This is a genomic window from Nocardia rhizosphaerihabitans, from assembly GCF_014646295.1.
In the GTDB taxonomy this organism is placed as follows: Bacteria; Actinomycetota; Actinomycetes; order Mycobacteriales; family Mycobacteriaceae; genus Nocardia; species Nocardia rhizosphaerihabitans.
Map to the genome: position 1 here is coordinate 18,125 of NZ_BMNE01000007.1, position 22,392 is coordinate 40,516.

The window sequence follows — 22,392 nt, forward strand, 5'->3', positions numbered from 1 at the left end:
CGGCCGGGGTGGCGTAATAGCGCCGCGCATCGCGATCGCCGCAGGTCCCGGCGGCGGCCGTCCGGCGTAGAAACATCCCCTGAATTCGAGCCCGTTTCGCACTGGGCTCCGGCCCGCATAAGGGCCGCTATCGTCGCTGTTCATGCAGGTCAGCGAGACAACCGCAGCCGCGGAACCCACTCCGATTCGAGGCCAGCGCGCCGATCGGGCGCGCCGGGTGGCCGACATCCTGCGCCACCAGATCCTGGCGGGCGCGGTCGAGGGCGCGCTGCCCGGCGAGCAGGAACTCGCCGCCGAGCACGACACCTCCCGCAACACCGTCCGCGAGGCGCTGGCGCTGCTGCGCGACGAGGGCCTCATCGATCGCGCGCCGAAGGTCGGCACCCGGGTCGCCGCCCGGAAATACGATCACGGTCTGGACGCGCTGCTCGGCTTGCAGGAGACGCTCAAGGAGCACGGCACCGTCCGCAACGAGGTGCGCGCGGCGACCCACATCACCGCTCCCCCGGCCGTCGCGCGCAGACTCGGTCTCGCGCCCGGCGATCGCGTGGTCTATATCGAGCGGCTGCGTTTCCTCGCCGATCTGCCGCTGAGCCTCGATCTCACCTATCTCGCGCCCGATGTGGGCGCTGCCGTGCTGGCCAACGATCTCGAGACCACGGACGTGTTCGTCCTGCTCGAGCAGGTCACCGGCCAGTCCCTCGGCGCGGCCGAACTCGCCCTCGAAGCGGTGGCGGCCGATCCGCACACCGCGACGACTCTCGACACACCGGGGGGCGCTCCGCTGCTGATGCTCGAGCGCCTGACCCACCTCGACGACGGCCGACCCGTCGATCTCGAGTACATCCGCATGCGCGGTGACCGCATCACCATGCGCGGCAGCCTCACCCGCACCGCACCCGAATGGAAGGTCCTGTAGATGGCACTGGTCCCCCAGCGTGCCGACGTTCCCGTGACGATCGACGAATCGCTGTGCATCACCGGCTGCACCCTGTGCGTCGATATGTGTCCGCTCGATTCCCTTGCCATCCACGAGGATTCGGGCAAGGCCTACATGCACGTCGACGAGTGCTGGTACTGCGGGCCGTGCGCGGCCCGCTGCCCCACCGGCGCCGTCACCGTCAATATGCCCTATCTGCTCCGTTGAACCCGGGAAATCCACGCATGAAGATCACTCGTCTCGTCCCCGCCGTGCTCGCCGTCGCGCTCGCCGCGGCGGGCTGCTCCCTCGAAAACTCCGATGCCGCACCGGCGGGCACCGTCAAGGTCGTCGTCGGCTATCAGTCCAAGACCATCAACACCGTCACCGCCGGGACGCTGCTCAAGGCGCAGGGCTACCTGGAGCAGCGGCTGCAGCAGATCACCGATGCCGGCGGCGCGAAGTACCAGGTGGAGTGGCAGGACTACGACACCGGTGCGCCGATCACCGCGCAGATGGTGGCCGAGAAGATCGATATCGGGTCGATGGGCGATTACCCGTTGCTCATCAACGGCTCCCGGACCCAGGCCAACGAACGCGCGCGCACCGAGCTGGTGTCGATCACCGGCTACAACCCCAAGGGTGCGCTGAACATGGTTGTGGTGCCGAATGATTCACCGGCACGGTCACTCACCGATCTCGCCGGGCAGAAGATCTCGGCCAGTGTGGGTTCTGCGGGCCACGGCACGCTCGTGCAGGCGCTGACCCGGGCGGGCATCGACCCGGCCAAGGGTGTGGAAGTGCTCAATCAGCAGCCGCAGGTGGGAGCGACGGCGCTGGAGTCGCATCAGGTGAGCGCGTTGTCGCAGTTCGTGGCGTGGCCGGGTCTGCTGGTGCAGCAGAACAAGGCCAAGCTGCTCTACGACGGCGCCGAGCTGAACGTGCCGACCTTCCACGGTGTGGTCGCGCGCCGGGCCTACGCGTCCGAGCACCCCGAGGTGCTGCAGGCTTTCCTGGCGGCGCAGTTGGATGCGACCGCGTTCCTCAACGAGAAGCCTTTCGAGGCAGCAGATCTCGTGGCCAAGGGATCGGGTCTGTCCCCGGAGGTCGTGTATCTCTACAACGGACCTGGTGGCACGAGTTTCGACACCACGCTCAAGGCGAACCTGATCGCCGCGTTCAAAGACGATGTGGCCTACCTGAAGTCGATCGGCGACTTCGCCGACCTCGATATCGACGCGTTCGTGCAGGACGGTCCGCTGCGCAAGGCCTTCGCCGAGACCGGTCGTGGCGACTACGACACCGCGCTGGCATCGCGGGTCAATCCGAGCAAGGTCACCGGCACCGATCCGATCTGCGCTGTGCCGGTGAACGATCCGGCGCTGGCCGGTGAGATCTGGGTCGACGGCGCCGACAAGCCGCAGCCCGCCGCGAACCCCGGCTGCCTGCTGCGGGCGGTGCAGGCGGCCGAGGCGCAGGGCAAGACGATTCGCGCGGTGTACGTTCCCGATGCCGAGCTGGGCACCCGCTGGTTCGCCGACAAGGCGATCTGGCTGCGGGACGGCACGCAGTATCTGCCGTTCACCACGCTGGCCGCGGCCGACCGCTACCGTGCCACTCATCCCACCGCCGCCCCGGTCTCCTACGAGCAGGCTGTGACGGAAGTGCGCGGATGAGCGCGGTTACCGGTGCTGCCGTCGGGACGAAAGCCATCCCGTCAGGCGCCACAGCATCCGACGAGACCGGTTTCCGCACCACCGATCTCGCGGTCGAGACACCGGACGCCGACAGCGTGTCCGGGAGGTCGGCGTGGGTGTCCCGGGTGATCCGGGTCGCGTCGGTGGCGGTGGCCATCGGCCTGTGGCAGCTGCTCACCGCGAGTGACGTGCGGGCCGGGCTGCGGTTCGACACCCTGCCCACCGTGACCGAGATCGTCGCCGAGTTCGGCGAGCACCTCGGCACCGGTCAGTACTACCTGGATGTGGCGCAGTCGCTGATCCGGATCGTCACCGGGTTCGGGCTGGCCGCGGTGATCGGTGTCCTGGCGGGCATCGGCCTCGGCCGGTCGCGGCTGCTGGCCGATGTGTTCGGTCCACTCGCCGAGCTCGTCCGCCCGATTCCGGCGATCGCGCTGGTGCCGGTGGCGATCCTGCTGTTCCCCAGCGACGAGTCCGGGATCGTGTTCATCACCTTCACCGCCTCGCTGTTCCCGGTGCTGGTGAGCACCCGGCACGCGACGCGGACGCTGCCGACCATCTGGGAGGACGCCATCCGCACTCTGGGCGCCACCCGGCGCGAAGTTCTGACCAGGGTCGTGGTCCCCGGCATCCTGCCCGGGGTGTTCAGCGGTCTGTCGGTGGGTATGGGCGTGGCCTGGATCTGCCTCATCTCCGCCGAGATGATCTCCGGGCGGCTCGGGATCGGCTACCGCACCTGGCAGTCCTACACCATCGTCGACTACCCGGCCGTGTTCGTCGGCATGATCACCATCGGCGTCCTCGGCTTCCTCACCTCCGGAATCGTCGAACTGGCAGGCCGCAGGGTCACCCGCTGGCTGCCGCGAGAGGTTGCCTCATGACCACGACCACCGCCGCGCCCACCGGCTCGGCAGGCATGCGCTTGAGCCTGGAATCGGTGCGAATCAGCTACGGCGCCAAGACCGTCGTGCGTGACCTCGATCTCGAGATCGCGCCCGGTGAGATCCTGGTCCTGGTCGGCAAGTCCGGCTGCGGCAAGTCGACGCTGCTGCGGGCGATCGCCGGGCTGCGGCACCCCAGCGGCGGTGCCATCCGCGCCGACGACGACACCGTGTCCGGACCGTCGGCCGATCGCGCGCTGGTCTTCCAGGACGACGCGCTGCTGCCGTGGCGCACCGCCCGCGCCAATGTCGAACTCGCGCTGCGCCTTCGGGGCGTTCCGCGCGGTGAGCGGGCCACGCGGTCGCAGCGCTGGCTCGACGAGGTCGGGCTCACCGGGTACGCCGACTATCTGCCGCGTGATCTGTCCGGCGGTATGCGCCAGCGGGTGCAGCTCGCCCGCAGCCTGGCCGGTGCGCCGCGGGCGGTCCTGATGGACGAGCCGTTCGGCGCGCTCGACAGCCAGACCCGTGCGGAGATGCAACGCCTGCTCGTCGACACCTGGCGCGCCCACCCGACCACGATCGTTTTCGTCACCCACGACCTCGACGAAGCGCTGCTGCTCGGTGACCGGATCGCCGTGCTCGGCGACGGTGCGCTGCGCGCGGTCGTCGAGGTGCCCGACCCGCGCGAGCCGGTGGACCGGCACGCGCTACGGGACCGAATCCTGGAGTCATTGTGAACATTCCCGACCTGTCCGACCGCATCCGCCTCGACTGCGATGTGCTCGTCATCGGCGGCGGCACCGCGGGCACGATGGCCGCGCTCACCGCCGCGGAGTCCGGCGCGAACGTGCTGCTGCTGGAGAAGGCGCACGTCCGCCACTCCGGTGCGCTGGCCATGGGCATGGACGGTGTGAACAATGCCGTCATCCCGGGCAAGGCCGAGCCGGAGGAATACGTCGCCGAGATCACCCGCGCCAACGACGGCATCGTCGACCAGCGCACCGTGTACCAAACGGCGACACGGGGTTTCGCGATGGTGCAACGGCTCGAACGCTACGGCGTGAAGTTCGAGAAGGACGAGTACGGCGAGTACGCGGTGCGCCGGGTGCATCGGTCGGGGTCGTATGTGCTGCCGATGCCCGAGGGCAAGGATGTGAAGAAGGCGCTGTATCGCGTGCTGCGCCAGCGCACGATGCGCGAGAAGATCCAGATCGAGAACCGGCTGATGCCGGTGCGAGTGCTCACCGAGAACGGACGCGCCGTCGGTGCGGCCGCATTGAACACGCGCACCGGCGAATTCGTCGCGGTCGGCGCGAAAGCGGTGATCCTGGCGACGGGTCCGTGTGGCCGGCTCGGGCTGCCCGCCTCGGGCTATCTCTACGGCACCTACGAGAACCCGACCAATGCCGGCGACGGGTACGCCATGGCTTACCACGCCGGTGCGGAGCTGTCCGGGATCGAGTGCTTCCAGATCAATCCGCTGATCAAGGACTACAACGGTCCGGCGTGCGCCTATGTCGCGAATCCGTTCGGTGGCTACCAGGTCAATGCCGAGGGTGAGCGGTTCGTCGACTCCGACTATTGGTCGGGACAGATGATGGCGGAGGTGAAGCAGGAGATCGAATCCGCGCGCGGGCCCATCTATCTCAAGGTCTCGCACCTGCCGGACGAGACGCTGTCCACCCTCGAATCGATCCTGCACACCACCGAGCGGCCCACTCGCGGCACGTTCCACGCCAATCGCGGCCACGACTACCGCACCCACGACATCGAGATGCACATCTCCGAGATCGGTTTGTGCAGTGGGCATTCCGCGTCCGGCGTGTGGGTGGACGAGAACGCCCGCACCACGGTGCCCGGACTGTATGCCGCGGGCGATCTGGCGTGCGTGCCACACAACTACATGATCGGCGCGTTCGTGTACGGCGACCTGGCGGGTACGCACGCGGCGTCCACGCTGACCGAGGTGGCGGCGCCCGCCGAGCTGCCCGAGGACCAGCTCGCCGCCGCGCACGAACTGATCTACCGTCCCCTGCGTCGGCCGGAGGGTCCACCGCAGCCGCAGGTCGAATACAAGCTGCGGCGTTTCGTCAACGACTATGTGGCGCCGCCGAAGACCGCGGCCAAGCTGTCGATCGCGGTGGAGACCTTCGAGCGCATGCGCGGCGAGGTGGAAGGGATCGGCGCGCGGACACCCCACGAGTTGATGCGGGCAGCAGAGGTGTCGTTCATCCGCGACTGCGCGGAGATGGCGGCGCGCAGTTCGCTCACGCGCACCGAATCCCGGTGGGGGCTCTATCACGACCGGGCCGATCTGCCCGAGCGTGACGACGAGTCGTGGAACTTCCACCTGAATCTGCGCAAGACCGCCGCGGGTGAGATGGAATTCGTGAAGCGATCGGTGGCGCCGTATCTGGTGCCGGTGCCCGGCCTGGACGACGTGCCCTCGGCCGAGCCGATCGTCGAGGTGATCGCGCAGCCCGAGCTGGTCGGGACCCGGGCGCCGCAGCAGGACGCGCCGGTGCGCAGTCAGCCGGTGGCGGCCTCGCCCTCCTCGCCCCGGCTGGTCACCCTGCTCGCCCTGGATTCGCCTGCCGTCGACGAGGTTTCGAGCTACCTCACCGATCCCGATCCGGTCGTGCGGGTGGCCGCGCTGTCGGTGCTCACCGAGAACACACCCGACGGGTTCGCCGACGAACTGGTACGCGCGCTCGGCGACGAGGCCGCCTCGGTGCGCCGGGCCGCGACCGAGAGCCTGCGGGAGCTGGTGGAGGTGCTGCCGGGCGCGGGTGCGCTGGCCGGGCACCTCGGTTCCCCGGATCCGCTCGTGCGGGCGACCGTCGTCGACCTGCTGCGAGCGCTCCGGGCCGGATCGGCGGCGGAATATCGTGCGGCACTGGGTGATGCCGATCATCGGGTCCGGATCGAGGCGGTGCGTGCGCTCGTGTCACTCGACGACGCCGAGGCGGTGGCCTCCATCGCCGGTGACGTGAATCGGGAGGTGCGGATCGCCGTCGCCCAGGGTCTCGCGTCGATCGGCGCGGATGGGGTCGAGGTGGTGCGGGTACTCACCGGCGATCCCGATCCCCTGGTGCGGGCCGCCGCGCTGACGGCCTACGCCGCGCTGGGTACCGGCGCCGAGGATGTCACGGAATTGATTGCGGCGCTGCGTCATTCGGCCTGGCAGGTGCGCGTCGGCGCCGCACGCGGCTTGGCCGGCGCCCCGCCTGAATCGGCAGTGCCGCCGCTGACCGAGGCCCTGGCCGACCGGCACCTCGACGTCCGCAAGGCCGCTGTTCTGGCGCTGGCGACCTGGCCCGCCGACGACCCCGCCGTAGACGCGTTGGAGACCGCGATTGCCGACCCGGACGCGGATGTTCGCGCGTACGCCAGGCGTGCCGTCATCGCAGCAGGCCGCACACCAGGCGACCCGACCCGGGCCGCCATGCTGACCGAAGCGCACGCGTGACCGGCGCCGCACCAGGGCCGTGCCGTAGCACCGCTGCGGCACGGTCCCCGCTCGGGCGCACGGCCCATACCAGGCGCCGGGCGGGCGACAACGGTCGCTCGGCGGCGGGCGGTCTCGGTCTGTCGACAGTCCGCAATGGCGCATCGGCAGCGCCGGGATCGAGGTCGACCGGTCTGTCGTGCGGTCCACACGCCGGTCCCGTGGATGCGATCTCACCGATGTCTGACCAGGTCACAGCCCTGCTGTGCCCGCGCCACAGCGTCGGTGATCCGCGGCGTCGATAGGCTGGGTCGCATGAGCGCACTCTCCGGCACATTGGTGACGGTCGCCGAGGACCTGGACACGGTGACGACGGTCGGCCACGAGGACGATCCCGCCGAGGCGGGGACGTCGGCCGAGGCGGTCGCGCGGCTGTGGGCCTCGGTGCGCGACTGGTACGCGATGGGGACGACTCCGGCGATCCAGGTGTGTCTGCGCCGCAACGGCAAGATCGTGCTGAACCGGACCATCGGCCACGGGTGGGGCAATGCGCCGAGGGACTCTCCTGACGCCGAGAAGATCCTGGCTACACCGGACACCCCGTTCTGCGGGTTCTCGACCGCGAAGGGTGTCGCCGCCACGGTGATGTCCATGCTCGTCGAGCAGGGCGCGTTCGCACTGAACGACCCTGTGTGCGAATACATTCCGGAGTTCGCCTCGCATCGCAAGGACCGGATCACCATCGGGCACGTGCTGTCGCATTCGGCGGGTGTCCCGTTCATCACGCCGCCGTACAAGGGCAGCGACGTGGTGCCCGACGAGGCGCTGGCCGTGTCGGCGCTCGCCGATCTCGTGCCGAGCTGGCCGCCGGGCCGGTTCCGCGTCTACCACGCACTGACCAGCGGACTGATCCAGCGTCTGCTGGTGCAACGCGCCACCGGCAAACGGATGCGGGAGCACCTTGCCGAGCAGGTGCTGGTTCCGTTCGGGTTCCGCTGGAACAACTTCGGCGTCGACCCGGCTGATCTCGGCAAGGTCGTGCCGAGTGTGAAGACCGGTCCGCCGCCGTCGCGGCTGTCGCTGTTCCTGGCGCGCAAGGCGCTCGGCGGGCGGATGGACAAGGCGTCAAAGTCCGACAACGACGCGTTCCTCACCGCCGAACTCCCCTCCGGCAACCTCGTGACCACCGCCTACGAGCTGTCGCGATTCTACGAAATCCTCACGCGGGGTGGCGAACTCGACGGCATCCGGATCATCGAGCCCACCACGCTGTTCGATGCGATCCGACCGGCCGACCGCATACCGGGTGCGGCGGGCCGGGTCAGCCGCGCGGGATTCGAGCTGGGCGGGCGACGGTCGAAGTTCGGCCGCGACACCCGATTCCACTTCGGCCGCAGCGGATTGACGACACAGTACGGCTGGGCCGACCCCGAACGCGGGCTCGCGGGCGCGATCCTCACCAGCGGCAAAGCGGGCACCGACATCAACCGCCCCTCGCAGCTGGTCGCGCAGGTGTCCGACACCCTGCCGCGGCTCGACCGCGCACCGGAGTGGCTGAGCCTCAGGTGATCGCGGCGATGATCGCGCGCGCGACCCAGTCCGCGTACCGGTCCACAGACCAGCCCCTGGCGAGCACCAGCCGCTCGTAGGTGTCGATGGCGAGGTAGTTCCACAGGACGTCGCGAACCTCGTCGAGGTCGATCCCCGCCCGGAGCTGCCCCGTCTCGAGCAGATGCCGCCCCAGCATGGTCATCCCGACCAGGCCCTCCTCGGCCAGCTTGTCCCACACCGGGGTGAGCGAATCGTCGACGTGGCGACCGTCGCGAATCAGGAACTGCACCTTGGCCGATCGCGCCTGCCGCTGCGCCAGGCCGTGGACGAACATCTCGATCTTGCGGCGCACGTCCGGCTCGGCGAGCATCGCCTGCTGTTCGGGCCGTAGATAGACGGGGACGTCCTCGTCGTCGCCCGCGATCACCACATCGAACACGGCCTTGGCCAGCGCCGCCTTCGTGCCGAACGCCTTGTACACGCTCTCCGCCGACACGCCCGCCCGCTCGGCGACCGCCGCGATCGTCGTCGACCGGAACCCGTCGCGCTCGAACAACTCCTGCGCCGCGACCACCATCGCGTGGCGACGCGCCCTTGCCTGCGCACGCCGCCCCGACGCGTCATACCGCCTCTTGACTTCGGTCATCACCGGTCCAATAATTTTAGATACAGTCCGACTTTACCCAAATTGGAGTTCTATCACAGACGGAGCGTCATCATGAACACCATCAGCCCCAGGGTCGTGGCCGACGACCTGACATCCGTGGCGATCCGCGGCATCCACCTCATGGTCGACGGCAGCGTCGCCGACCTCGCCGAGGTCACCCATCCCGACGGCTTCACCCGGGAACGCAAGGCGGCGCCGCCGTGGGCCCGCGGAAGCGGCCCCGAGGCGATCCACGCGCTGGCCGAGTGGCTGCGCGACGCCTTCACCGACATGTCCTACGACATCCATGCCACGGCCGTCGAGAACGACCTGGTGACCGTCTACGCGACGATGCACGGCCGCCAGATCGGCCCGTTGGTCTTCTACACCGAAGACGGCGCGGTGGACAACGCCTTCCCCGCCACCGGCAAGACCTTCGCGATGACCGAATCGCACTGGTTCCGCATGCGCGACGGCAAGATCTTCGAACACTGGGCCAACCGTGACGACCTCGGCATGGCCAGGCAACTCGGCTGGCTGCCGCCCTCCCCGGTGTTCCTGCTGCGATCCATCCAGCTCGAGCGGCGTGCGGTCCGCGAGGTCCGCTCCGGCCGCTGATCAGTCCATGGCGACCCTCAGAACGGCTTGGTGGGCAGGTACTTCCCGTCGAGGGTGATGACGGCGCGTTCGCCGCCCTCGGGGTCGGCGACCTTGCACACGTCGAGCTTGAAGTTGATCGCGCTGATGATGCCGTCGCCGAACTGCTCGTGCACCAGCGCCTTGAGGGTGGTGCCGTAGACCTGCAGCATCTCGTAGAAGCGGTAGATCGTCGGATCGGTCGGGATGCCGCCGGGGATCGAGCCGCGGGTGGGGATCGTCTGCAGCAGGGTCGCCGCCTCGCTGTCGAGGCCGAGCAGCTCGGCAACGGCCACCGCGGACGGCGCTGGCAGGGCGTGCTGGCCGAGGACAGCGGCAGTCACGAAGGCGACCGACAGGCCAGCGGCGTCGGCGATCTCCTGCCAGGTCAGGTCTTTCGCCGTCTTCGCGGCGACCGCGGTGACGGCCAGGGACTGGCGGGCGGAGGGGTCGAATTGTGCGTGCACCATGATGTGCGTTTCCATTCTTCGGGATTCAGGCGGCTGGGGTGGTCGCGGAGTCCGCACCGTCGACCACGGTCACCGTGCCGGTGCCGATGTCGAACACCCAGCCCTCGGCGACAAGGGCACCGTCGGCCAGCGCGCGGGTAACGGACGGGTGGGTGGCCAGATTCGACAGCTGCGCAACGACATTGGCGCGCACGAGCGTCGACACGGGATCGGCGGCCCCAGCGCCGACGCGGGCGGCAGTGGCATCGGTGTGCCGCAGCCATTGGGCGATCGTCGGAAGCGCGCCGAGATCGTGACGCTCGGCGACCGCGGTCATCGCGCCGCAGCCGGAATGACCACAGACGACGACCCGCGAGACACCGAGCACCGCGACCGCGTATTCGATGCTGGCGGCGATCCCGTCGCCACCGGACGCATAGGCGGGCACGAGGTTGCCCGCGGTACGGATCACGAACAGCTCGCCCGGCTCACTGGTGGTGATCAGCTCCGGGACGACGCGGGCGTCGGAGCAGCTGATGAACAGCGTGTGGGGCGTGTGGGGCGTGTGGTTCGTCGCCAGTTCGGCGAAAAGCGCTGCCTTGCCGGGGTAGACGTCGTGCTGGAAGTGCGTGACGCCGCTCGCGAGGTCGGTCATGGATCGCTCCCTTCGGTGGGTGCCGGCTCGGTGTTGCTGTTCGAGATCCAGCCTGCCCGTCAGGGGTTATAGCGTCCAATACCTGGTTCCAACCGTTTCGATCGGTGTCATCTATGGCGCGAACTCGCCCGCCGTATCCTGGGCGATCGCGGCGAAGGCGCGCGCGGCGGCCGAGTGATAGGCGGTGCCGCGGCGCAGCAGTTCCACCGTGCGGCTCGGCAGCGCGGGCTCTAATGCGACCGGACGCAGGTCGGGGTGCGCGCGGGCGATCGCATCGGGCAGCACGGTGCCGAGCGTGCCGCGGCGGGTGAATTCGACGAGCGCGCTGATCGAGTTCGCTTCGATCGCGATGCGCGGCGCAACACCGCAGTCGGCGAGATAGTCGTCGATGTAGGCGCGCGTCGCGAAGTCGCGGCTGAGCAGCGCCAAGGGCTGGACGGCGAGGTCCCCGATCGGCAGCGCCCCCGCGTGCGTGGCCAGGGCGTGGCCGGCGCCGACCACCAGGCTCAGGTCCTCGGTGAACAGGGCAGTGCAGTCGATGCCCGCGGTGTGGGTGCCACTGAACGCGATACCCAGATCGAGGGTGTCGGCGAGCAAGTCCTCTTCGAGCCGGTCCTGCGTGGTCTCGGTGACCGCGACGGTGACATTCGGATGCGCCCGGTGGAACCGGTCCATCAGCGGGCCGATGAGGTAGGCGGTGATCGTCGGCGTCATCGCCACGCGCAGGTGCCCCCTGGTCAGATCCTGCACATCGTGGACGGCACGTTCGCCCGCCTCGAGGTCGCGCAACGCATTGCGCGCGTGCTCGGCGTACACCTGACCGGCGTCGGTGAGGCGCACCGTCCACCCGGAGCGATCGAGCAACTGCACGCCCAGCAGCCGCTCGAGCTGTTTGATCTGCTGCGACAGCGTCGGCTGGGAGATGTGCAGCGCCTCGGCCGCCCTGGTGAAGTTCCCGTGGTCGGCGACGGCGAGCAGGTACCGGATATGACGCAGCTCCATGGTCACCAGGATAGATAGCGACTATCGAATCGACCGGGACCGCAAGACGGCCGCTATCGCGTGCCGGAAACTACGCGGGATCGACGACGACCACTGTTCCCGTCGGTGCGTCCAGCAGATCTATCGTGCGGGCGGCGGCCGAGTCGACATGGATGCGCGGATGTTCCGGCTGAGTCGACTCGTAATAGGTTCCGGGGCCGTAGAACTGGCCGTAGCGCACCACGACGCCGCCCGCGTCGAGCACCGCGGCCTCGTGCGCGGCGATCACCGCGCCGCGCCCAGCGGGCGGCTGCCAGGCGATGCTCTGGGCGAGAAAGCGTTTCGCGCCTGCCGCGGCCGCGGCGGCGAGCAGATTCGCGGTGCCCTCGGTGCGGATGCGTGCGTTCGCCTCACCGGAGGTCGCCAGATCGGCGACGTCGTCGGGGAGGTCGGTGAGCTGGTGCATGACCAGGTCGGGCGCGAAGTCGGTGACGGCGGCGGCGAGGCCGGGCGCGTCGTAGACGTCGTGCACGATCGGGTGTGCTCCGGTGGCGCGGATCGCTGCCGCCTTGGCCGGGGAGCGCGTCAGGCCTGCTATCTCGTGGCCCGCGCCGATCAGCAGCGGCAGCAATCGCGTTCCGATGACGCCCGTGGCGCCTGCGAGAAAGATACGCACGCCCCGACTTTAACCGGAGCCGCACGCCACGGGCCGGGAGGTCAGGCTCCGATCACCGCGTTCATGATCGTGCCCGCACTCGTCGCCACGGCGCCGCCCGCCATGGCACTGGCGATCATCTTCGGCGACTGCAGACCGCCGCCGTTCCACTTCTCCCAGGCGAATCGTCCGCCGCCGTAGGTGATGGCGGTGACGCCGGACAGCAGGATCATCCAGGTGAAGTACCGGCCCAATTGCAAGACCTTCTCCGCCATCGGCGGGGCTTCCGGCGTGGGATTGCCGACCTGCGCGAGAACGGCGCCGTCCAACACAGCCAGGATCATGCTCACGATCGTGCTCCTTCGTCGGTTGTTCGTGGTGAAGCCGATGTCGAGAACTCGTGACGCGGTAGAGCCCAGATCTATTGAACATTCAATCTCAGGCCGCTTCGATGGCGTGCCCGACACTCCGCGACGAACATGACCGCCGTCACACCTGTCGGGCCGTGTCGTCGTCGCGCCCTGCCCCTACTATCGAAAGCGCGGGGCTTGTCCAGAATCGGCGCGACGAGGCGCTGACCACCACCTTCATCGCTGAGCGCGCGCAGCGCGCCGCATCTACCGTACCGCGAGGAGGGGCAAATGGCTTTCCTGATTTCGTTGATCTTCGCGTTTCTTCTGGTGACCGCAGCTGTAGTAGCGGCCTCTTACGCGACTGTTTTTCTGACCTATTGGTTTGAATCTCGCCGGATCCGTCGCGATCGGTCGGGTCCGCACCCCGCACACTGATCTGTGCCCCGCTATGGCGATGCCCCGCGACCCGACATCGGTCGCGGGGCATCGTCGTCGAGCGGTCAGTACGGTTCGAGACCCACCTGCGTGGCGATCACCGCCGCTTGCACGCGCGACTGCACGCCGAGCTTGGTCAGCACCCGCGAGACGTGCGTCTTCACGGTAGCTTCGCCGATGTGCAGGCGGCTGCCGATCTGCTGGTTCGACAGTCCGGCGCCCAGACCCGCGAGCACCTGCCGTTCGCGGTCGGTGAGGGCGGACAGGTCGGGTGGGGCGAGGGCCGTCGCCCTGGGCAGCGCGGCGATCACCGCGCGGGTCACCTTCGGGTCGAGCACCGCGTCGCCGTCGGCCACGGCGAGGACGGCGCGAACCAGTTCGTCGCCACCGACGGATTTGAGCAGAAAGCCGCTCGCGCCCGCCGCGAGCGCACCGAGGACGTAGTCGTCGATGGCGAAGGTGGTGAGTACCAGCACCTTCGCGGTCGTTTCGGCGACCACCGCCGCGGTGGCCTCGAGCCCGTCGACGCGCGGCATGCGCACGTCCATGAGCACCACGTCGGGACGCAGCGCACGGGCCTGCTGGAGCGCGGCGACGCCGTCGCCCGCCTCGCCGACGACCCGGATCTGCCCGGACGATTCGAGCAGCATGGTGATGCCGGCCCGGATGGTGGCGTGATCGTCGGCCACCACGACTGTCACCGTCATCGGTCCCCCAGCGGAATCCGCGCCCGCACCCACCAGCTGCCGTCTTCGGCACCCGCGGTGAGGGTGCCATCCATGGACTCGGCGCGAAAGCTCATGTTGCGCAGTCCATTTCCCTGTCCTTCGGGCTTCCCTGGCTCGATCGGATTCGAGGCCGTCACCACGACCCGGTTGGCGTCGCGGCGGACGTCGATCGCCAGCGGCGCGCCCGGTGCGTGCTTGGTCGCGTTCGCGATCGTCTCGCCCAGGATGCGGGTGATCACCGCTTCGACGGCGGTGGGCAGTGGCAGGTCGTCCTGCCGTCGCAAGGTCACCGCACCGCCCGCGGCGTGGGCGGCGTCGATCAGCCCGTCGAGGGAGGAGAGCCGGGCCGTGACGGCGGTGTCGTCAGGTGCGGTCAGCAGGTCGATCGTCGCGCGCATCTCGTCGAGCGCGGCCAGGCTGCCCGCGCGAATCGACTGCAGGACGGCGGTATCGCCCGGATTCTTCTGCGCTACCTCCGCGAGGATGGCGACCGCGGACAGGTGGCCGGCCACCGTGTCGTGCAGATCCCTGGCCACCCGTCGGCGTTCGTCGCCGAGGGCGGCGGAGCGTTCGGCGTCGCGCGCCGCGAGTTCGGCGCGGGCGGCGTTGCGTTCCACCCCGACCATGCGGCGGGAGGCGCGCACGGCCCGCGCGTAGCCCAGCGGCGACCAGGTGAGCGCGACGCCGATCAAACCGACGTACAGCGCCGCTCTGAGCCCGAAGACTGCCATCGCCAGCAGGGAACCGCCCGCGGTCACCAACACCGCGAACCAGCCGACCACCGCACTCAGCCGGTCGGAGCCGGTGCTGACGGCCAGGAAGATCACGTCGGTCAGGGCGATCCACAGCGGCAGCGACGGTCCGAACACGAAATCGCCTGCCAGCAGGGCGACCATCAGCCCGAAGGCGAGAGCGGGCCTGCGTTGCGCGGTCAGCTGGATGGCGAATGCCGCGCACAGCAGCGCCACTTTCACCGGCGACGGATACAGATCGCGTTCGATGACGATCGACCAGCCGCCCGCGGCCCACAGCAACAACCCGACCAGGAATACGCCGACGGCGGCCGAGGTCGAGCTGTCGAAGGCGTCCGCGAGCCGGTCCATGGGCGTGCGGGACGGGGGCATGCCCCATTTCAGCACACCGCCGCCACGCCCCGGGTCCCCCGAAAGACGGACCACCCGCGCGCCACCAGCGGGACGACAGCGCACGGGTGTGCCCGGCACAGTAGGGAAATGGACGAACTGAACAACCCCGTACTGCTGACGATCGCCGCGTGCGAGGTCGGTTTCTGGGTGCTGGTGGTGGGCGGGTTGCTGCTGCGCTACGTGGCGCGGCTGCGGCGCGCCGGCCTGGTGACGCTGGCGCTGGTTCCGGTGCTGGATGTGGTCCTGGTGGTCGCGGTGGCCATCGATCTGCACCGGGGCGGCGAGGTGGGTTTCGCGCATCGGCTGGCAGGTATCTACCTGGGCTGCACGGTGATGTTCGGGCATCGGATGATCGAGTGGCTCGACGCGCGGTTCGCCTATCGCTTCGCGGGTGGACCCGCGCCGGTGAAGGTGCCGAAGGACGGTCCGGAACGCGCCCGCAAGGAGTGGGCCGATTTCGCCCGGTGGCTCGGTGCGGCCGCCATCGCCGGCGCGCTCACCCTCGTGCTGAGCTATACGGTGGCCGACGCCGAGCAGCGCGAGCAGCTCATGGGCGTGTTCGGCAGCCTGGGTGTGATCACCGTGATCTGGCTGCTCACCGGGCCGGTGTGGGTCGCCGGGTCGAGCCGGAGCTGAGGACGCGCGGTGTCCCGGGACCGCATTCGGTACCGGGGCTTCGTCGGTTCGGACTCAGACGGTGGCGTTGTCGGTGACGGCCGACCCGATCCACGGCAGGACCGCGGAGCGCACGTCGACGGTGCGCGGCAGCAGGCCGTTGGCGGCGAGCAGGTCGGCGGCGCGCTGCTGTTCGTCGAGGAATTCCTCGCTCACCGGGTGCACGCCGAACGGGCGACCGCGCAGCGCGGCTTCCCAGGCGTCCAGGTCGGCGGGTACGCCACGGGACTGCGCGTCGTCGACGAAGTACTGCGCCGCCGCGCGCGGGTTGGCGGTGATCCAGGCGTCGGATTCCTGCAGCGCCGCCAGCACCGCCGCTACCACCGCTCGGTTGCCTTCGGCCAGGTCGCGGCGGGTGAACCACAGCGACGGGTGGCTGAACACCGAGGCGGTGTCGACCAGCGTGCTCAGCTCGGTCGCGGCCTCGACCTCCCGCAGGCCGGGGTAGGTGCCGACCCAGGCGTCGAGGTCACCCGACAGCAGGGCGGTGCCGCCGCCGCGCACGTCGACGTCGACCGGCTCGATATCGGCCCAGGTCAGCCCCACCTGGTCGAGCGCGAACAGCAGCAGCGTGGTCTGCCACGAGCCGTGCGCGATCCCGACGCGCTTGCCCTTCAGGTCGGCGGCGGAGGTGATGCCGCTCGCGGCCGTGGCCACCAGCCTGCCGTTCTCCACCCGCGGGCCGGAGATGCCGAGGTAGACGATGTCGCGCTGGTTGGCCAGCGCGGTCAGCGGCGGGGTGAAGCCGGTGCCGATGATGTCGTAGCCGCCCTCGGTGAACAGCCAGTCCGAATGCTCGCCGGGCAGATCGGTTTTCGGGTCGACGCGCTCGGCTTGGGGCAGGGCGCGCAGGTCGACCCATTCGACGTCGGGCAGCAGCCGCTCGAGGATGCCGCGGTGGCGCAGCACGAACAGCGAGTTGTTGTGCGGGAAGTATCCGACGCGCGGGCTCATCGCGCGTCTCCGATCAGGCCGAGACGACGGGCCTCGTCGGCAAGGCCGCTGCGGCTCCACTGCACCGCGAGGTTGGACGGATCGAATTCGACCGAGCCGCCGAGGGTTTCGGCGATCGCCTGGTACTGCGCGCCTTCTTCGAGCAGGACGACGAACTTCGCCAGCTCCAGCAGACCGGCCCGGCCGAGCACATTGGCGCCGCCGTTGGCCTCGAAGATCGCGACCAGGTGCGGGTCGGTCTCGAGCTTGCTCAGGATGAAGTCGCCCGCGCCGATGGTGCGGTCGATGTGCGGCGGGATCTCCCGGGACAGGGTCAGTCGCTGCGAGGCGGCGTAGCGGATCGGGAGGGTGCGGTGGGTCTGCGCCCAGCCGCCCAGCCACGGGGTGTGGATGTGCACGACGGAGGTGATCTCCGGATGCGCCCGGAACACCTTGGCATAGCCGGTGACGAACCCGGCGGATCCCGTGCCGGACAGCACTTCTCCGTCGAAGGTGGCGATGACGGGTTCGACGGTGCGCTCGGCCGCCCACGGGCCCGGCTCGTTGAGGGCGACGGCGATCTCCTCGCCCGGCACCCGTTCGACGAAGTTGACGGTGCCGTTGCCGGTGACGGTGCCGGTCTCGCGGAACACCCGGAACGCGGTCTCGGCGTCGCGGGTCGCCGCCTCGACGAAGGCCGTGACGGCCTCCGGCAGACGGGTTTCGGTGGTGGTCATCTTCGAACTCCTGCGGTTATCGGGCCGTCGCGAGGACGGTGTCGGTGGACGGGGTGGTGAGCCGGGAGCGGCCGAGCAGGGGCAGCACTTCCTCGCCGACCCGGTATGCCTCTTCCAGGTGCGGATTGCCTGCGAGGATGAAGGCGTCGACGCCGAGGTCGATCAGCTCGTCGAGCCGCTGCGCGACCTGTTCGTAGCTGCCGACGAGGCCGAAGGCGGGGCCGCCGCGGATCAGGCAACCCGCACCAGACATTGGGCTGGACTTCCAGATCGCGGTAGCCGGTGATGGTTTCGGGCACCCAGCCGGTGATCCTGGCCGCGCCGACCGAGTCGCCCTGCGCGGCGCGGTTGGCGGCGTCGCGGTCGACGAAGGCCCAGCCCTTCTCGATCTCGGCCCAGGCCGCTTCCTCGGTATGGCGGGCGACGATGTCGATGCGCACCGCGAACTTCGGTGTGCGGCCGCGGTTTTCGGCATTGCGACGGACGCCGTCGAACTTGGCGCGCAGATCCGCGAAGGGCTCGAGCCAGGACAGGTAGTAGTCGGCGTGGCGGCCCGCCGCGGCCACCGCGGCGCCGGAGGATCCCGAGAAGTACACCTCGGGGAAGGGCTGACCGGCCAGGCCGGGCGGGAGCGCCGCGCCCTCGGCACGGAAGAAGCGGCCGTCGTGGTCGAACGGTTCGCCATCCCACACGCCGCGCAGGACGTCGAGGAATTCGCTGGTACGGGTGTACCGGTCGTCGTGGGAAACCTTGTCGCCCCACCACAATTGGGCCGGTCCCCCACCGCCGCTGATGATGTTGTAGACCAGCCTGCCGCCGGTGGCGCGTTGCAGGCTCGCCGACATCCTGGCCGCCTGCACCGGGTGCAGGAAGCCGGGCTGGAAGGCGACCATGAAGCGGTAGGTGGTGGTCTCGGCGGCCAGCGCGGCGGCGACGGCCCATGGGTCGTCGGTCACCGGGAACGACGGCAGCAGGCCGCCGAGGAAGCCCGCCGATTCGGAGGCCTTGGCGACCGCGGCGACATGGTCGAGGTAGCTGTACTCGTCCAGTACGCCACCGCGGATGGCCGGGGCGATATTGCCGGGACCGTAGCCGCCCGCATTGCCGCGGTTGTAGCGGCGCGGGGTGCGCAGGGAGGCGTGGTCGCCTTCCATGCCGATGCGCCAGTAGACGTCGATGGTCATGCGGTGAGCTCCTGCGCGGTGGTGAGGGTGTGGCCTGCCGGGTCGGCGAGGAACAGCAGGTGTTCGCCCGCGCGGTGGATCTCCTCGATGTGCGGGTGACCGGAGAGCACGAAGGTCTGCACGCCGGCGATCTCGTAGACCGCGAGCCGGCGGGCCACCTGCTCGTAGCTGCCGACGAGGCCGATGCGCTGGTCGTAGCCGAGCGCGTCGAAGCCCGCCCAGCGGCCGTCACCGAGGGCGTGCTCGGTTGCGGCATCGGGGCGGCCCAGCTCGTCCCATTGGCGGTGGACCCTGGCCCAGGCCTCGTCCTCGGTCTCCCTGGCGATGATCGGCAGGTCGAGCGCGACGCGCACCCGGCGCCCGGCCGCGGCGGCCCGCTCCCCCAGTTCCGCTGCGGCACGGGAGATTCCGTCCGGCTCCTCACCGAAGACGTGGACGTCGCCGTGCGCGGCCGAGAGCTCAAGTGCCGCTTCCGAGGTGCCGCTCAGGTGGACCGACGGGAAGGGCAGACCGGACAGGATGCCGCGGAAGCCGCCATCGATGACGTCGTAGTACTGCCCGGCATACTCGAATCCGGTGCCGGCGAATCCCGCTGCACCGACCTCGGTTTCGTTCCAGACTCCGCGGGCGACGGTGAGGAATTCGGCAGCGCGCCGGTAACGCTCGGCACCGTCGACGAGGTCGCCGCGAGCACGGGCCTCCTGGGCATCGGTGTCTACGGCGAGTCGCCAGTTCAGCCGGCCGGCCGAATGCCGCTGCAAGGTGGCCGAGATCTTCGCCGCGTACACCGGTGTGCCGAACGCGGGCTGGAATTCGACGGTGACCTGCGTGTATCGGGTGGCGCGCAGGGCGGCGGCCGCCACGATCCAGGATTCCTCGCCGAACGGGTCATAGGGCGCGAGCACGCCGTCGAAGCCGTTCAGTTCCGCGGCGTCGACGATCTGGGCGAGATCGTCGAACGGGCCGAATCGGCCGGGCCGCACGTCGGTGGCCTCGGTGCGCGGCGCCTGCGGGCCGAACCCGCCGCGCCCGCGGAGTTCGGGCAGGGCACGCCGACCGTCGCCGCGGCTGGGCAGTTTCCAGACGAACTCGGTCATGCGGGTACCCGCTCGGCGGCGACGAGTTCCCGCGCGCGAGCCAACGGCTCGGGGGCGGCCCAGGATTCGAGATCGAAGTCCGCGGCCAGGAAGCCGTGGGTGTAGAGGAACTGCTTCTGCACGCCGAGCAACTCGACGCGTTCCTCGGTCAGCGACGGGTGCAGACCGCGATGGAACTCCTCGCCGTAGGCGGCGACGACACCTTCGGGGCCGGACAGCGTTTCGCGTTGCAGCACCGCGCGGACACCCTCGAGATCACCGGCGGCCCAGTCGGCGGCGCGCAGGGTTTGCGCGAGGAAGCCGACGACGACCTCGGGTCGCGATTCCAGCAGATCCGCGTGCACGGTGATCGGACGCGGGGTGCCGTTGTTCACGCGCAGACGCTTGGTAGCCGAAGCGTCCAAATCGACCGCGACACGCAGTCCGTTCTCCTTCGCCACCTCCTGGGCGCGCGCGCCCTTGACGTAGATGGCGTCGACCTTGCCCGCCAGCAACTCCTCGACACCCCAGGTGGTGGACCGTCGCGCCGTCTGGATCTCGGTGCGTACCTGCGGATCCCGCTCGACCTCGAGTTCGGTGACCCGCACGTCGGCGAGGGTCAGCCCGGCCGGGCGCAGCGCGTTGGCGAAGCCGTGCAACGCCATCGCCCGCGGGAAGCTGCGGGCCTGATCCTGTGCCCAGGCGGGCACGCCGATCCGCAGCCCGGCCAGACCGGCGGCGTCGGCGACCGGCGAGTCGGGGCCGACCAGAATCGCCTGCGATTCGTCGATCCAGGTGAGGCCGATCAGCCGGGTCGGCGAGCCCTGCGCGCGGGCGGCCAGCGCGGGCACATTGCCGCCCTCGCGGATCAGGCCCGACAGGTCGTGCAGGAAGTGGTGACCTGCGAGTTCGGGGCCAGCGTCTTGCAGGACGCCGAACTCGAGGCCGGCGTTCGCCGCGGTCTCGCCGAGCCAGCCGAGTCTGTGCGCGAGACCGCTCGCGGTCGGCACGGGGCAGCGGGTGTACCACAGGGTTTCGGTCATGACAGGCTCCTGGTGTGTGGTCCGACGCCGAGCTGGGCGAGGAATTGCGTTCGGTAACCGAGGGTTTCGGGTGCCGCGTGATCGCGCGGCCGGGGCAGGTCGATGACCTCGTCGACGGCGAAGCGGCCGTGGTCGAGGATGATCACCCGATCGGCGAGCCGGATCGCCTCGTCGACATCGTGGGTGACCATGAGGACGGCGGGCCGGTGCCGGGCGACGAGATCGCCGACCAGGTCCTGCATCTGGAGCCGGGTCAGCGCGTCCAGTGCGGCGAACGGCTCGTCGAGCAGCAGCAGTTCCGGTTCCCTGATCAGTGCCCTGGCCAGGGCGGCGCGCTGGGCCTCACCGCCGGACAGGGTGGCGGGCCACTGCCCGGACTTGCCGTCGAGGTGCACTTCGCTCAGTGCCCGCAGACCGGCTTCCCGCTGCGCCTTGGTGCGGCGCAGGCCGACGATCACATTGGCCAGCACCCGCTTGGACGGGATCAGCCGGGGCTCCTGGTAGACGGTCGTGCGGCGGGCTGGGACCAGCACTTCCCCGGCATCGGGTACCTCCAGGCCGGTGAGCAGGCGCAGCAGGGTGGTCTTGCCGGTGCCGCTCGGACCGAGCAGCACGACGAACTCGCCGCGACGGATGGTCAGGTCGACACCGTCGAGAACGGTCTTGTCGCCGAAGGCCTTTCGCAGTCCGGTGATCGAGACCGCCACCGGCGCCAGCTGCCGTACCGGCGCGGCTGTTGTCGTGGTCATCGGATCGCCACCTGCTTCCGCCATGGCATCGCGTAGCGTTCCGCGAGCCGCACGAGTGCGTCGAACACCAGACCGAGCAGCGCGTAGAGCACCACGCACAGCACCATGTAGTCGGTGCGGTTGTATTCCTGGGCCAACGTCACCAGGTAGCCGACGCCCTGCTGGGTGCCCACCTGTTCGGCGGCGATCAGGCCGGTGATGCTGATCGACAGGCACACCCGCAGCGCCATCAGGATGCCGGGCAGCGCGGCGGGCACGATCACCTCGGCGACGAGCCGGGTGCCGGTGAGCCCGAAACTGCGGGCCGCCTCGACCATCTTGCGGTCGACATTGCGCACCCCGAGATAGGTGTAGGCGTACATGGGTGCGGTGGTCGCCACCGCGATCAGCAGCACCTTGTACAGCTCGTCGATGCCGAACCAGGAGATGAACAGCGGCACCAGCGCGAGGAACGGCACGGCGCGCACGATCTGCATGGTCGAGTCGACCAGCTCCTCGCCCAGGCTGGACAGGCCCGACAGCAAGCCGAGCACCAGCCCGACGGAGACGCCGATCGCGACGCCGGCGGCGGCCCTGCCGAAGGAGGCGAGCGCGAAATCGACCAGCTGACCGCTGTCGAGCAGTTCCAGGAACGCCGACCAGACCGCGCCGGGACCGGCGATCACGCGCGGCGAGATCACGCCGCTCGCCGACCCCGCCCACCAGGCCAGCACGATGGCGGCGGGCAGCGCGGCCCGCAGGCCCAGCGAGAGCCACCGGGGCCGCTGCCCGGTCACCCGGGCCCGCGGCGGCGCCAATTCGAGGGTGGTCATG

At 69.7% G+C, this 22,392-nt stretch carries 23 protein-coding genes and 1 pseudogene; 9 read left to right on the forward strand and 15 right to left on the reverse strand.

The window, feature by feature from the left end:
- The first annotated feature begins 142 nt into the window (after positions 1–142).
- The 7 genes from IEY60_RS27075 (at position 143) to IEY60_RS27105 (ending at position 8,517) form a co-directional block, all read left to right on the forward strand.
- On the forward strand, positions 143–919 hold the full coding sequence (locus tag IEY60_RS27075) for a GntR family transcriptional regulator (RefSeq protein ID WP_189033329.1): 777 nt from the start codon (positions 143–145) through the stop codon (positions 917–919).
- Positions 920–1,147 carry a 4Fe-4S dicluster domain-containing protein gene (locus IEY60_RS27080; protein ID WP_019046727.1) on the forward strand — a complete coding sequence of 76 codons (228 nt, stop codon included), beginning with the start codon at positions 920–922 and terminating at the stop codon, positions 1,145–1,147.
- A 17-nt stretch (positions 1,148–1,164) separates the two neighbouring features.
- Positions 1,165–2,595 (forward strand): ABC transporter substrate-binding protein, encoded by a 1,431-nt coding sequence (locus IEY60_RS27085; RefSeq protein ID WP_189033330.1) that lies wholly within the window; start codon positions 1,165–1,167, stop codon positions 2,593–2,595.
- Positions 2,592–3,497: an ABC transporter permease gene (locus IEY60_RS27090; protein WP_229740170.1), complete on the forward strand. Its 906-nt coding sequence runs from the start codon at positions 2,592–2,594 to the stop codon at positions 3,495–3,497. Before IEY60_RS27085 ends, IEY60_RS27090 begins: the two co-directional genes overlap by 4 nt.
- A complete protein-coding gene (locus IEY60_RS27095) occupies positions 3,494–4,237 on the forward strand; it encodes an ABC transporter ATP-binding protein (protein ID WP_189033331.1) in 744 nt (247 codons plus the stop codon). The genes IEY60_RS27090 and IEY60_RS27095 overlap by 4 nt, the downstream gene beginning before the upstream one ends.
- The gene (locus tag IEY60_RS27100) at positions 4,234–6,969 is read left to right on the forward strand and encodes a fumarate reductase/succinate dehydrogenase flavoprotein subunit (RefSeq protein WP_189033332.1); all 2,736 of its coding nucleotides are present in this window, start codon (positions 4,234–4,236) and stop codon (positions 6,967–6,969) included. The genes IEY60_RS27095 and IEY60_RS27100 overlap by 4 nt, the downstream gene beginning before the upstream one ends.
- A 294-nt stretch (positions 6,970–7,263) precedes the next feature.
- Positions 7,264–8,517 (forward strand): serine hydrolase, encoded by a 1,254-nt coding sequence (locus tag IEY60_RS27105; RefSeq protein ID WP_189033333.1) that lies wholly within the window; start codon positions 7,264–7,266, stop codon positions 8,515–8,517.
- Here IEY60_RS27105 and IEY60_RS27110 read toward each other — a convergent pair.
- Entirely contained in the window at positions 8,510–9,145 is a 636-nt protein-coding gene (locus IEY60_RS27110; protein ID WP_189033334.1) for a TetR/AcrR family transcriptional regulator, read from the reverse strand. The two genes, IEY60_RS27105 and IEY60_RS27110, sit on opposite strands and share 8 nt — an antisense overlap.
- A 72-nt stretch (positions 9,146–9,217) precedes the next feature.
- Here IEY60_RS27110 and IEY60_RS27115 point away from each other — a divergent pair, with 72 nt between their 5' ends.
- Entirely contained in the window at positions 9,218–9,763 is a 546-nt protein-coding gene (locus IEY60_RS27115) for an ester cyclase (protein ID WP_229740171.1), read from the forward strand.
- A gap of 17 nt (positions 9,764–9,780) precedes the next feature.
- On the opposite strand, the gene cynS is transcribed toward IEY60_RS27115, so the two are convergent.
- The 7 genes from cynS to IEY60_RS27150 all read right to left on the reverse strand — a co-directional run bounded on the left by cynS (position 9,781) and on the right by IEY60_RS27150 (position 15,245).
- Positions 9,781–10,251 carry a cyanase gene (cynS, locus tag IEY60_RS27120; protein WP_189033336.1) on the reverse strand — a complete coding sequence of 157 codons (471 nt, stop codon included), beginning with the start codon at positions 10,249–10,251 and terminating at the stop codon, positions 9,781–9,783.
- A gap of 25 nt (positions 10,252–10,276) precedes the next feature.
- Positions 10,277–10,885 carry a carbonic anhydrase gene (locus IEY60_RS27125; protein WP_189033337.1) on the reverse strand — a complete coding sequence of 203 codons (609 nt, stop codon included), beginning with the start codon at positions 10,883–10,885 and terminating at the stop codon, positions 10,277–10,279.
- Between the two features lie 111 nt (positions 10,886–10,996).
- Positions 10,997–11,887, reverse strand: coding sequence for a transcriptional regulator CynR (gene cynR, locus IEY60_RS27130; protein WP_189033338.1), 891 nt, complete (start codon positions 11,885–11,887; stop codon positions 10,997–10,999).
- Between the two features lie 70 nt (positions 11,888–11,957).
- Positions 11,958–12,542 carry an NAD-dependent epimerase/dehydratase family protein gene (locus IEY60_RS27135; RefSeq protein WP_189033339.1) on the reverse strand — a complete coding sequence of 195 codons (585 nt, stop codon included), beginning with the start codon at positions 12,540–12,542 and terminating at the stop codon, positions 11,958–11,960.
- A gap of 41 nt (positions 12,543–12,583) precedes the next feature.
- Entirely contained in the window at positions 12,584–12,865 is a 282-nt protein-coding gene (locus IEY60_RS27140) for a hypothetical protein (protein WP_189033525.1), read from the reverse strand.
- Positions 12,866–13,374: 509 nt separating this feature from the next.
- Entirely contained in the window at positions 13,375–14,016 is a 642-nt protein-coding gene (locus tag IEY60_RS27145; RefSeq protein ID WP_189033340.1) for a response regulator, read from the reverse strand.
- Positions 14,013–15,245 carry a sensor histidine kinase gene (locus tag IEY60_RS27150; protein WP_229740172.1) on the reverse strand — a complete coding sequence of 411 codons (1,233 nt, stop codon included), beginning with the start codon at positions 15,243–15,245 and terminating at the stop codon, positions 14,013–14,015. The genes IEY60_RS27145 and IEY60_RS27150 overlap by 4 nt, the downstream gene beginning before the upstream one ends.
- A gap of 24 nt (positions 15,246–15,269) precedes the next feature.
- On the opposite strand from IEY60_RS27150, the gene IEY60_RS27155 reads away from it, so the two are divergent.
- On the forward strand, positions 15,270–15,818 hold the full coding sequence (locus IEY60_RS27155; RefSeq protein WP_189033341.1) for a hypothetical protein: 549 nt from the start codon (positions 15,270–15,272) through the stop codon (positions 15,816–15,818).
- A 54-nt stretch (positions 15,819–15,872) separates the two neighbouring features.
- Here the strand turns inward: IEY60_RS27155 and IEY60_RS27160 are convergent, their stop codons facing one another.
- The 7 genes and pseudogenes from IEY60_RS27160 to IEY60_RS27190 all read right to left on the reverse strand — a co-directional run bounded on the left by IEY60_RS27160 (position 15,873) and on the right by IEY60_RS27190 (position 22,391).
- Positions 15,873–16,811, reverse strand: coding sequence for an ABC transporter substrate-binding protein (locus IEY60_RS27160; RefSeq protein ID WP_189033342.1), 939 nt, complete (start codon positions 16,809–16,811; stop codon positions 15,873–15,875).
- Positions 16,808–17,527 carry a class II aldolase/adducin family protein gene (locus IEY60_RS27165; RefSeq protein WP_189033343.1) on the reverse strand — a complete coding sequence of 240 codons (720 nt, stop codon included), beginning with the start codon at positions 17,525–17,527 and terminating at the stop codon, positions 16,808–16,810. The genes IEY60_RS27160 and IEY60_RS27165 overlap by 4 nt, the downstream gene beginning before the upstream one ends.
- A 16-nt stretch (positions 17,528–17,543) precedes the next feature.
- Positions 17,544–18,711: pseudogene (locus tag IEY60_RS27170) on the reverse strand (LLM class flavin-dependent oxidoreductase).
- Positions 18,708–19,808: an LLM class flavin-dependent oxidoreductase gene (locus tag IEY60_RS27175; RefSeq protein WP_189033344.1), complete on the reverse strand. Its 1,101-nt coding sequence runs from the start codon at positions 19,806–19,808 to the stop codon at positions 18,708–18,710. The pseudogene IEY60_RS27170 and the gene IEY60_RS27175 overlap by 4 nt, the downstream one beginning before the upstream one ends.
- Complete coding sequence (locus tag IEY60_RS27180; RefSeq protein WP_189033345.1) at positions 19,805–20,830, reverse strand: ABC transporter substrate-binding protein; 1,026 nt, start codon at positions 20,828–20,830, stop codon at positions 19,805–19,807. The genes IEY60_RS27175 and IEY60_RS27180 overlap by 4 nt, the downstream gene beginning before the upstream one ends.
- Positions 20,827–21,579: an ABC transporter ATP-binding protein gene (locus tag IEY60_RS27185; RefSeq protein ID WP_189033346.1), complete on the reverse strand. Its 753-nt coding sequence runs from the start codon at positions 21,577–21,579 to the stop codon at positions 20,827–20,829. Before IEY60_RS27185 ends, IEY60_RS27180 begins: the two co-directional genes overlap by 4 nt.
- On the reverse strand, positions 21,576–22,391 hold the full coding sequence (locus tag IEY60_RS27190) for an ABC transporter permease (RefSeq protein WP_189033347.1): 816 nt from the start codon (positions 22,389–22,391) through the stop codon (positions 21,576–21,578). The genes IEY60_RS27185 and IEY60_RS27190 overlap by 4 nt, the downstream gene beginning before the upstream one ends.
- Position 22,392: the final 1 nt, after the last annotated feature.

Excerpts from the sequence above, each read along its gene's own strand:
- IEY60_RS27075 (WP_189033329.1), top strand. The coding sequence starts at position 143 with ATGCAGGTCAGCGAGACAACCGCAGCCGCGGAACCCACTCCGATTCGA.
- IEY60_RS27080 (WP_019046727.1), top strand. The coding sequence starts at position 920 with ATGGCACTGGTCCCCCAGCGTGCCGACGTTCCCGTGACGATCGACGAA.
- IEY60_RS27085 (WP_189033330.1), top strand. The coding sequence starts at position 1,165 with ATGAAGATCACTCGTCTCGTCCCCGCCGTGCTCGCCGTCGCGCTCGCC.
- IEY60_RS27090 (WP_229740170.1), top strand. The coding sequence starts at position 2,592 with ATGAGCGCGGTTACCGGTGCTGCCGTCGGGACGAAAGCCATCCCGTCA.
- IEY60_RS27095 (WP_189033331.1), top strand. The coding sequence starts at position 3,494 with ATGACCACGACCACCGCCGCGCCCACCGGCTCGGCAGGCATGCGCTTG.
- IEY60_RS27105 (WP_189033333.1), top strand. The coding sequence starts at position 7,264 with ATGAGCGCACTCTCCGGCACATTGGTGACGGTCGCCGAGGACCTGGAC.
- IEY60_RS27110 (WP_189033334.1), bottom strand. The coding sequence starts at position 9,145 with ATGACCGAAGTCAAGAGGCGGTATGACGCGTCGGGGCGGCGTGCGCAG.
- IEY60_RS27115 (WP_229740171.1), top strand. The coding sequence starts at position 9,218 with ATGAACACCATCAGCCCCAGGGTCGTGGCCGACGACCTGACATCCGTG.
- cynS (WP_189033336.1), bottom strand. The coding sequence starts at position 10,251 with ATGGTGCACGCACAATTCGACCCCTCCGCCCGCCAGTCCCTGGCCGTC.
- IEY60_RS27125 (WP_189033337.1), bottom strand. The coding sequence starts at position 10,885 with ATGACCGACCTCGCGAGCGGCGTCACGCACTTCCAGCACGACGTCTAC.
- cynR (WP_189033338.1), bottom strand. The coding sequence starts at position 11,887 with ATGGAGCTGCGTCATATCCGGTACCTGCTCGCCGTCGCCGACCACGGG.
- IEY60_RS27140 (WP_189033525.1), bottom strand. The coding sequence starts at position 12,865 with ATGATCCTGGCTGTGTTGGACGGCGCCGTTCTCGCGCAGGTCGGCAAT.
- IEY60_RS27145 (WP_189033340.1), bottom strand. The coding sequence starts at position 14,016 with ATGACGGTGACAGTCGTGGTGGCCGACGATCACGCCACCATCCGGGCC.
- IEY60_RS27155 (WP_189033341.1), top strand. The coding sequence starts at position 15,270 with ATGGACGAACTGAACAACCCCGTACTGCTGACGATCGCCGCGTGCGAG.
- IEY60_RS27160 (WP_189033342.1), bottom strand. The coding sequence starts at position 16,811 with ATGAGCCCGCGCGTCGGATACTTCCCGCACAACAACTCGCTGTTCGTG.
- IEY60_RS27165 (WP_189033343.1), bottom strand. The coding sequence starts at position 17,527 with ATGACCACCACCGAAACCCGTCTGCCGGAGGCCGTCACGGCCTTCGTC.
- IEY60_RS27175 (WP_189033344.1), bottom strand. The coding sequence starts at position 19,808 with ATGACCGAGTTCGTCTGGAAACTGCCCAGCCGCGGCGACGGTCGGCGT.
- IEY60_RS27180 (WP_189033345.1), bottom strand. The coding sequence starts at position 20,830 with ATGACCGAAACCCTGTGGTACACCCGCTGCCCCGTGCCGACCGCGAGC.
- IEY60_RS27185 (WP_189033346.1), bottom strand. The coding sequence starts at position 21,579 with ATGACCACGACAACAGCCGCGCCGGTACGGCAGCTGGCGCCGGTGGCG.
- IEY60_RS27190 (WP_189033347.1), bottom strand. The coding sequence starts at position 22,391 with ATGACCACCCTCGAATTGGCGCCGCCGCGGGCCCGGGTGACCGGGCAG.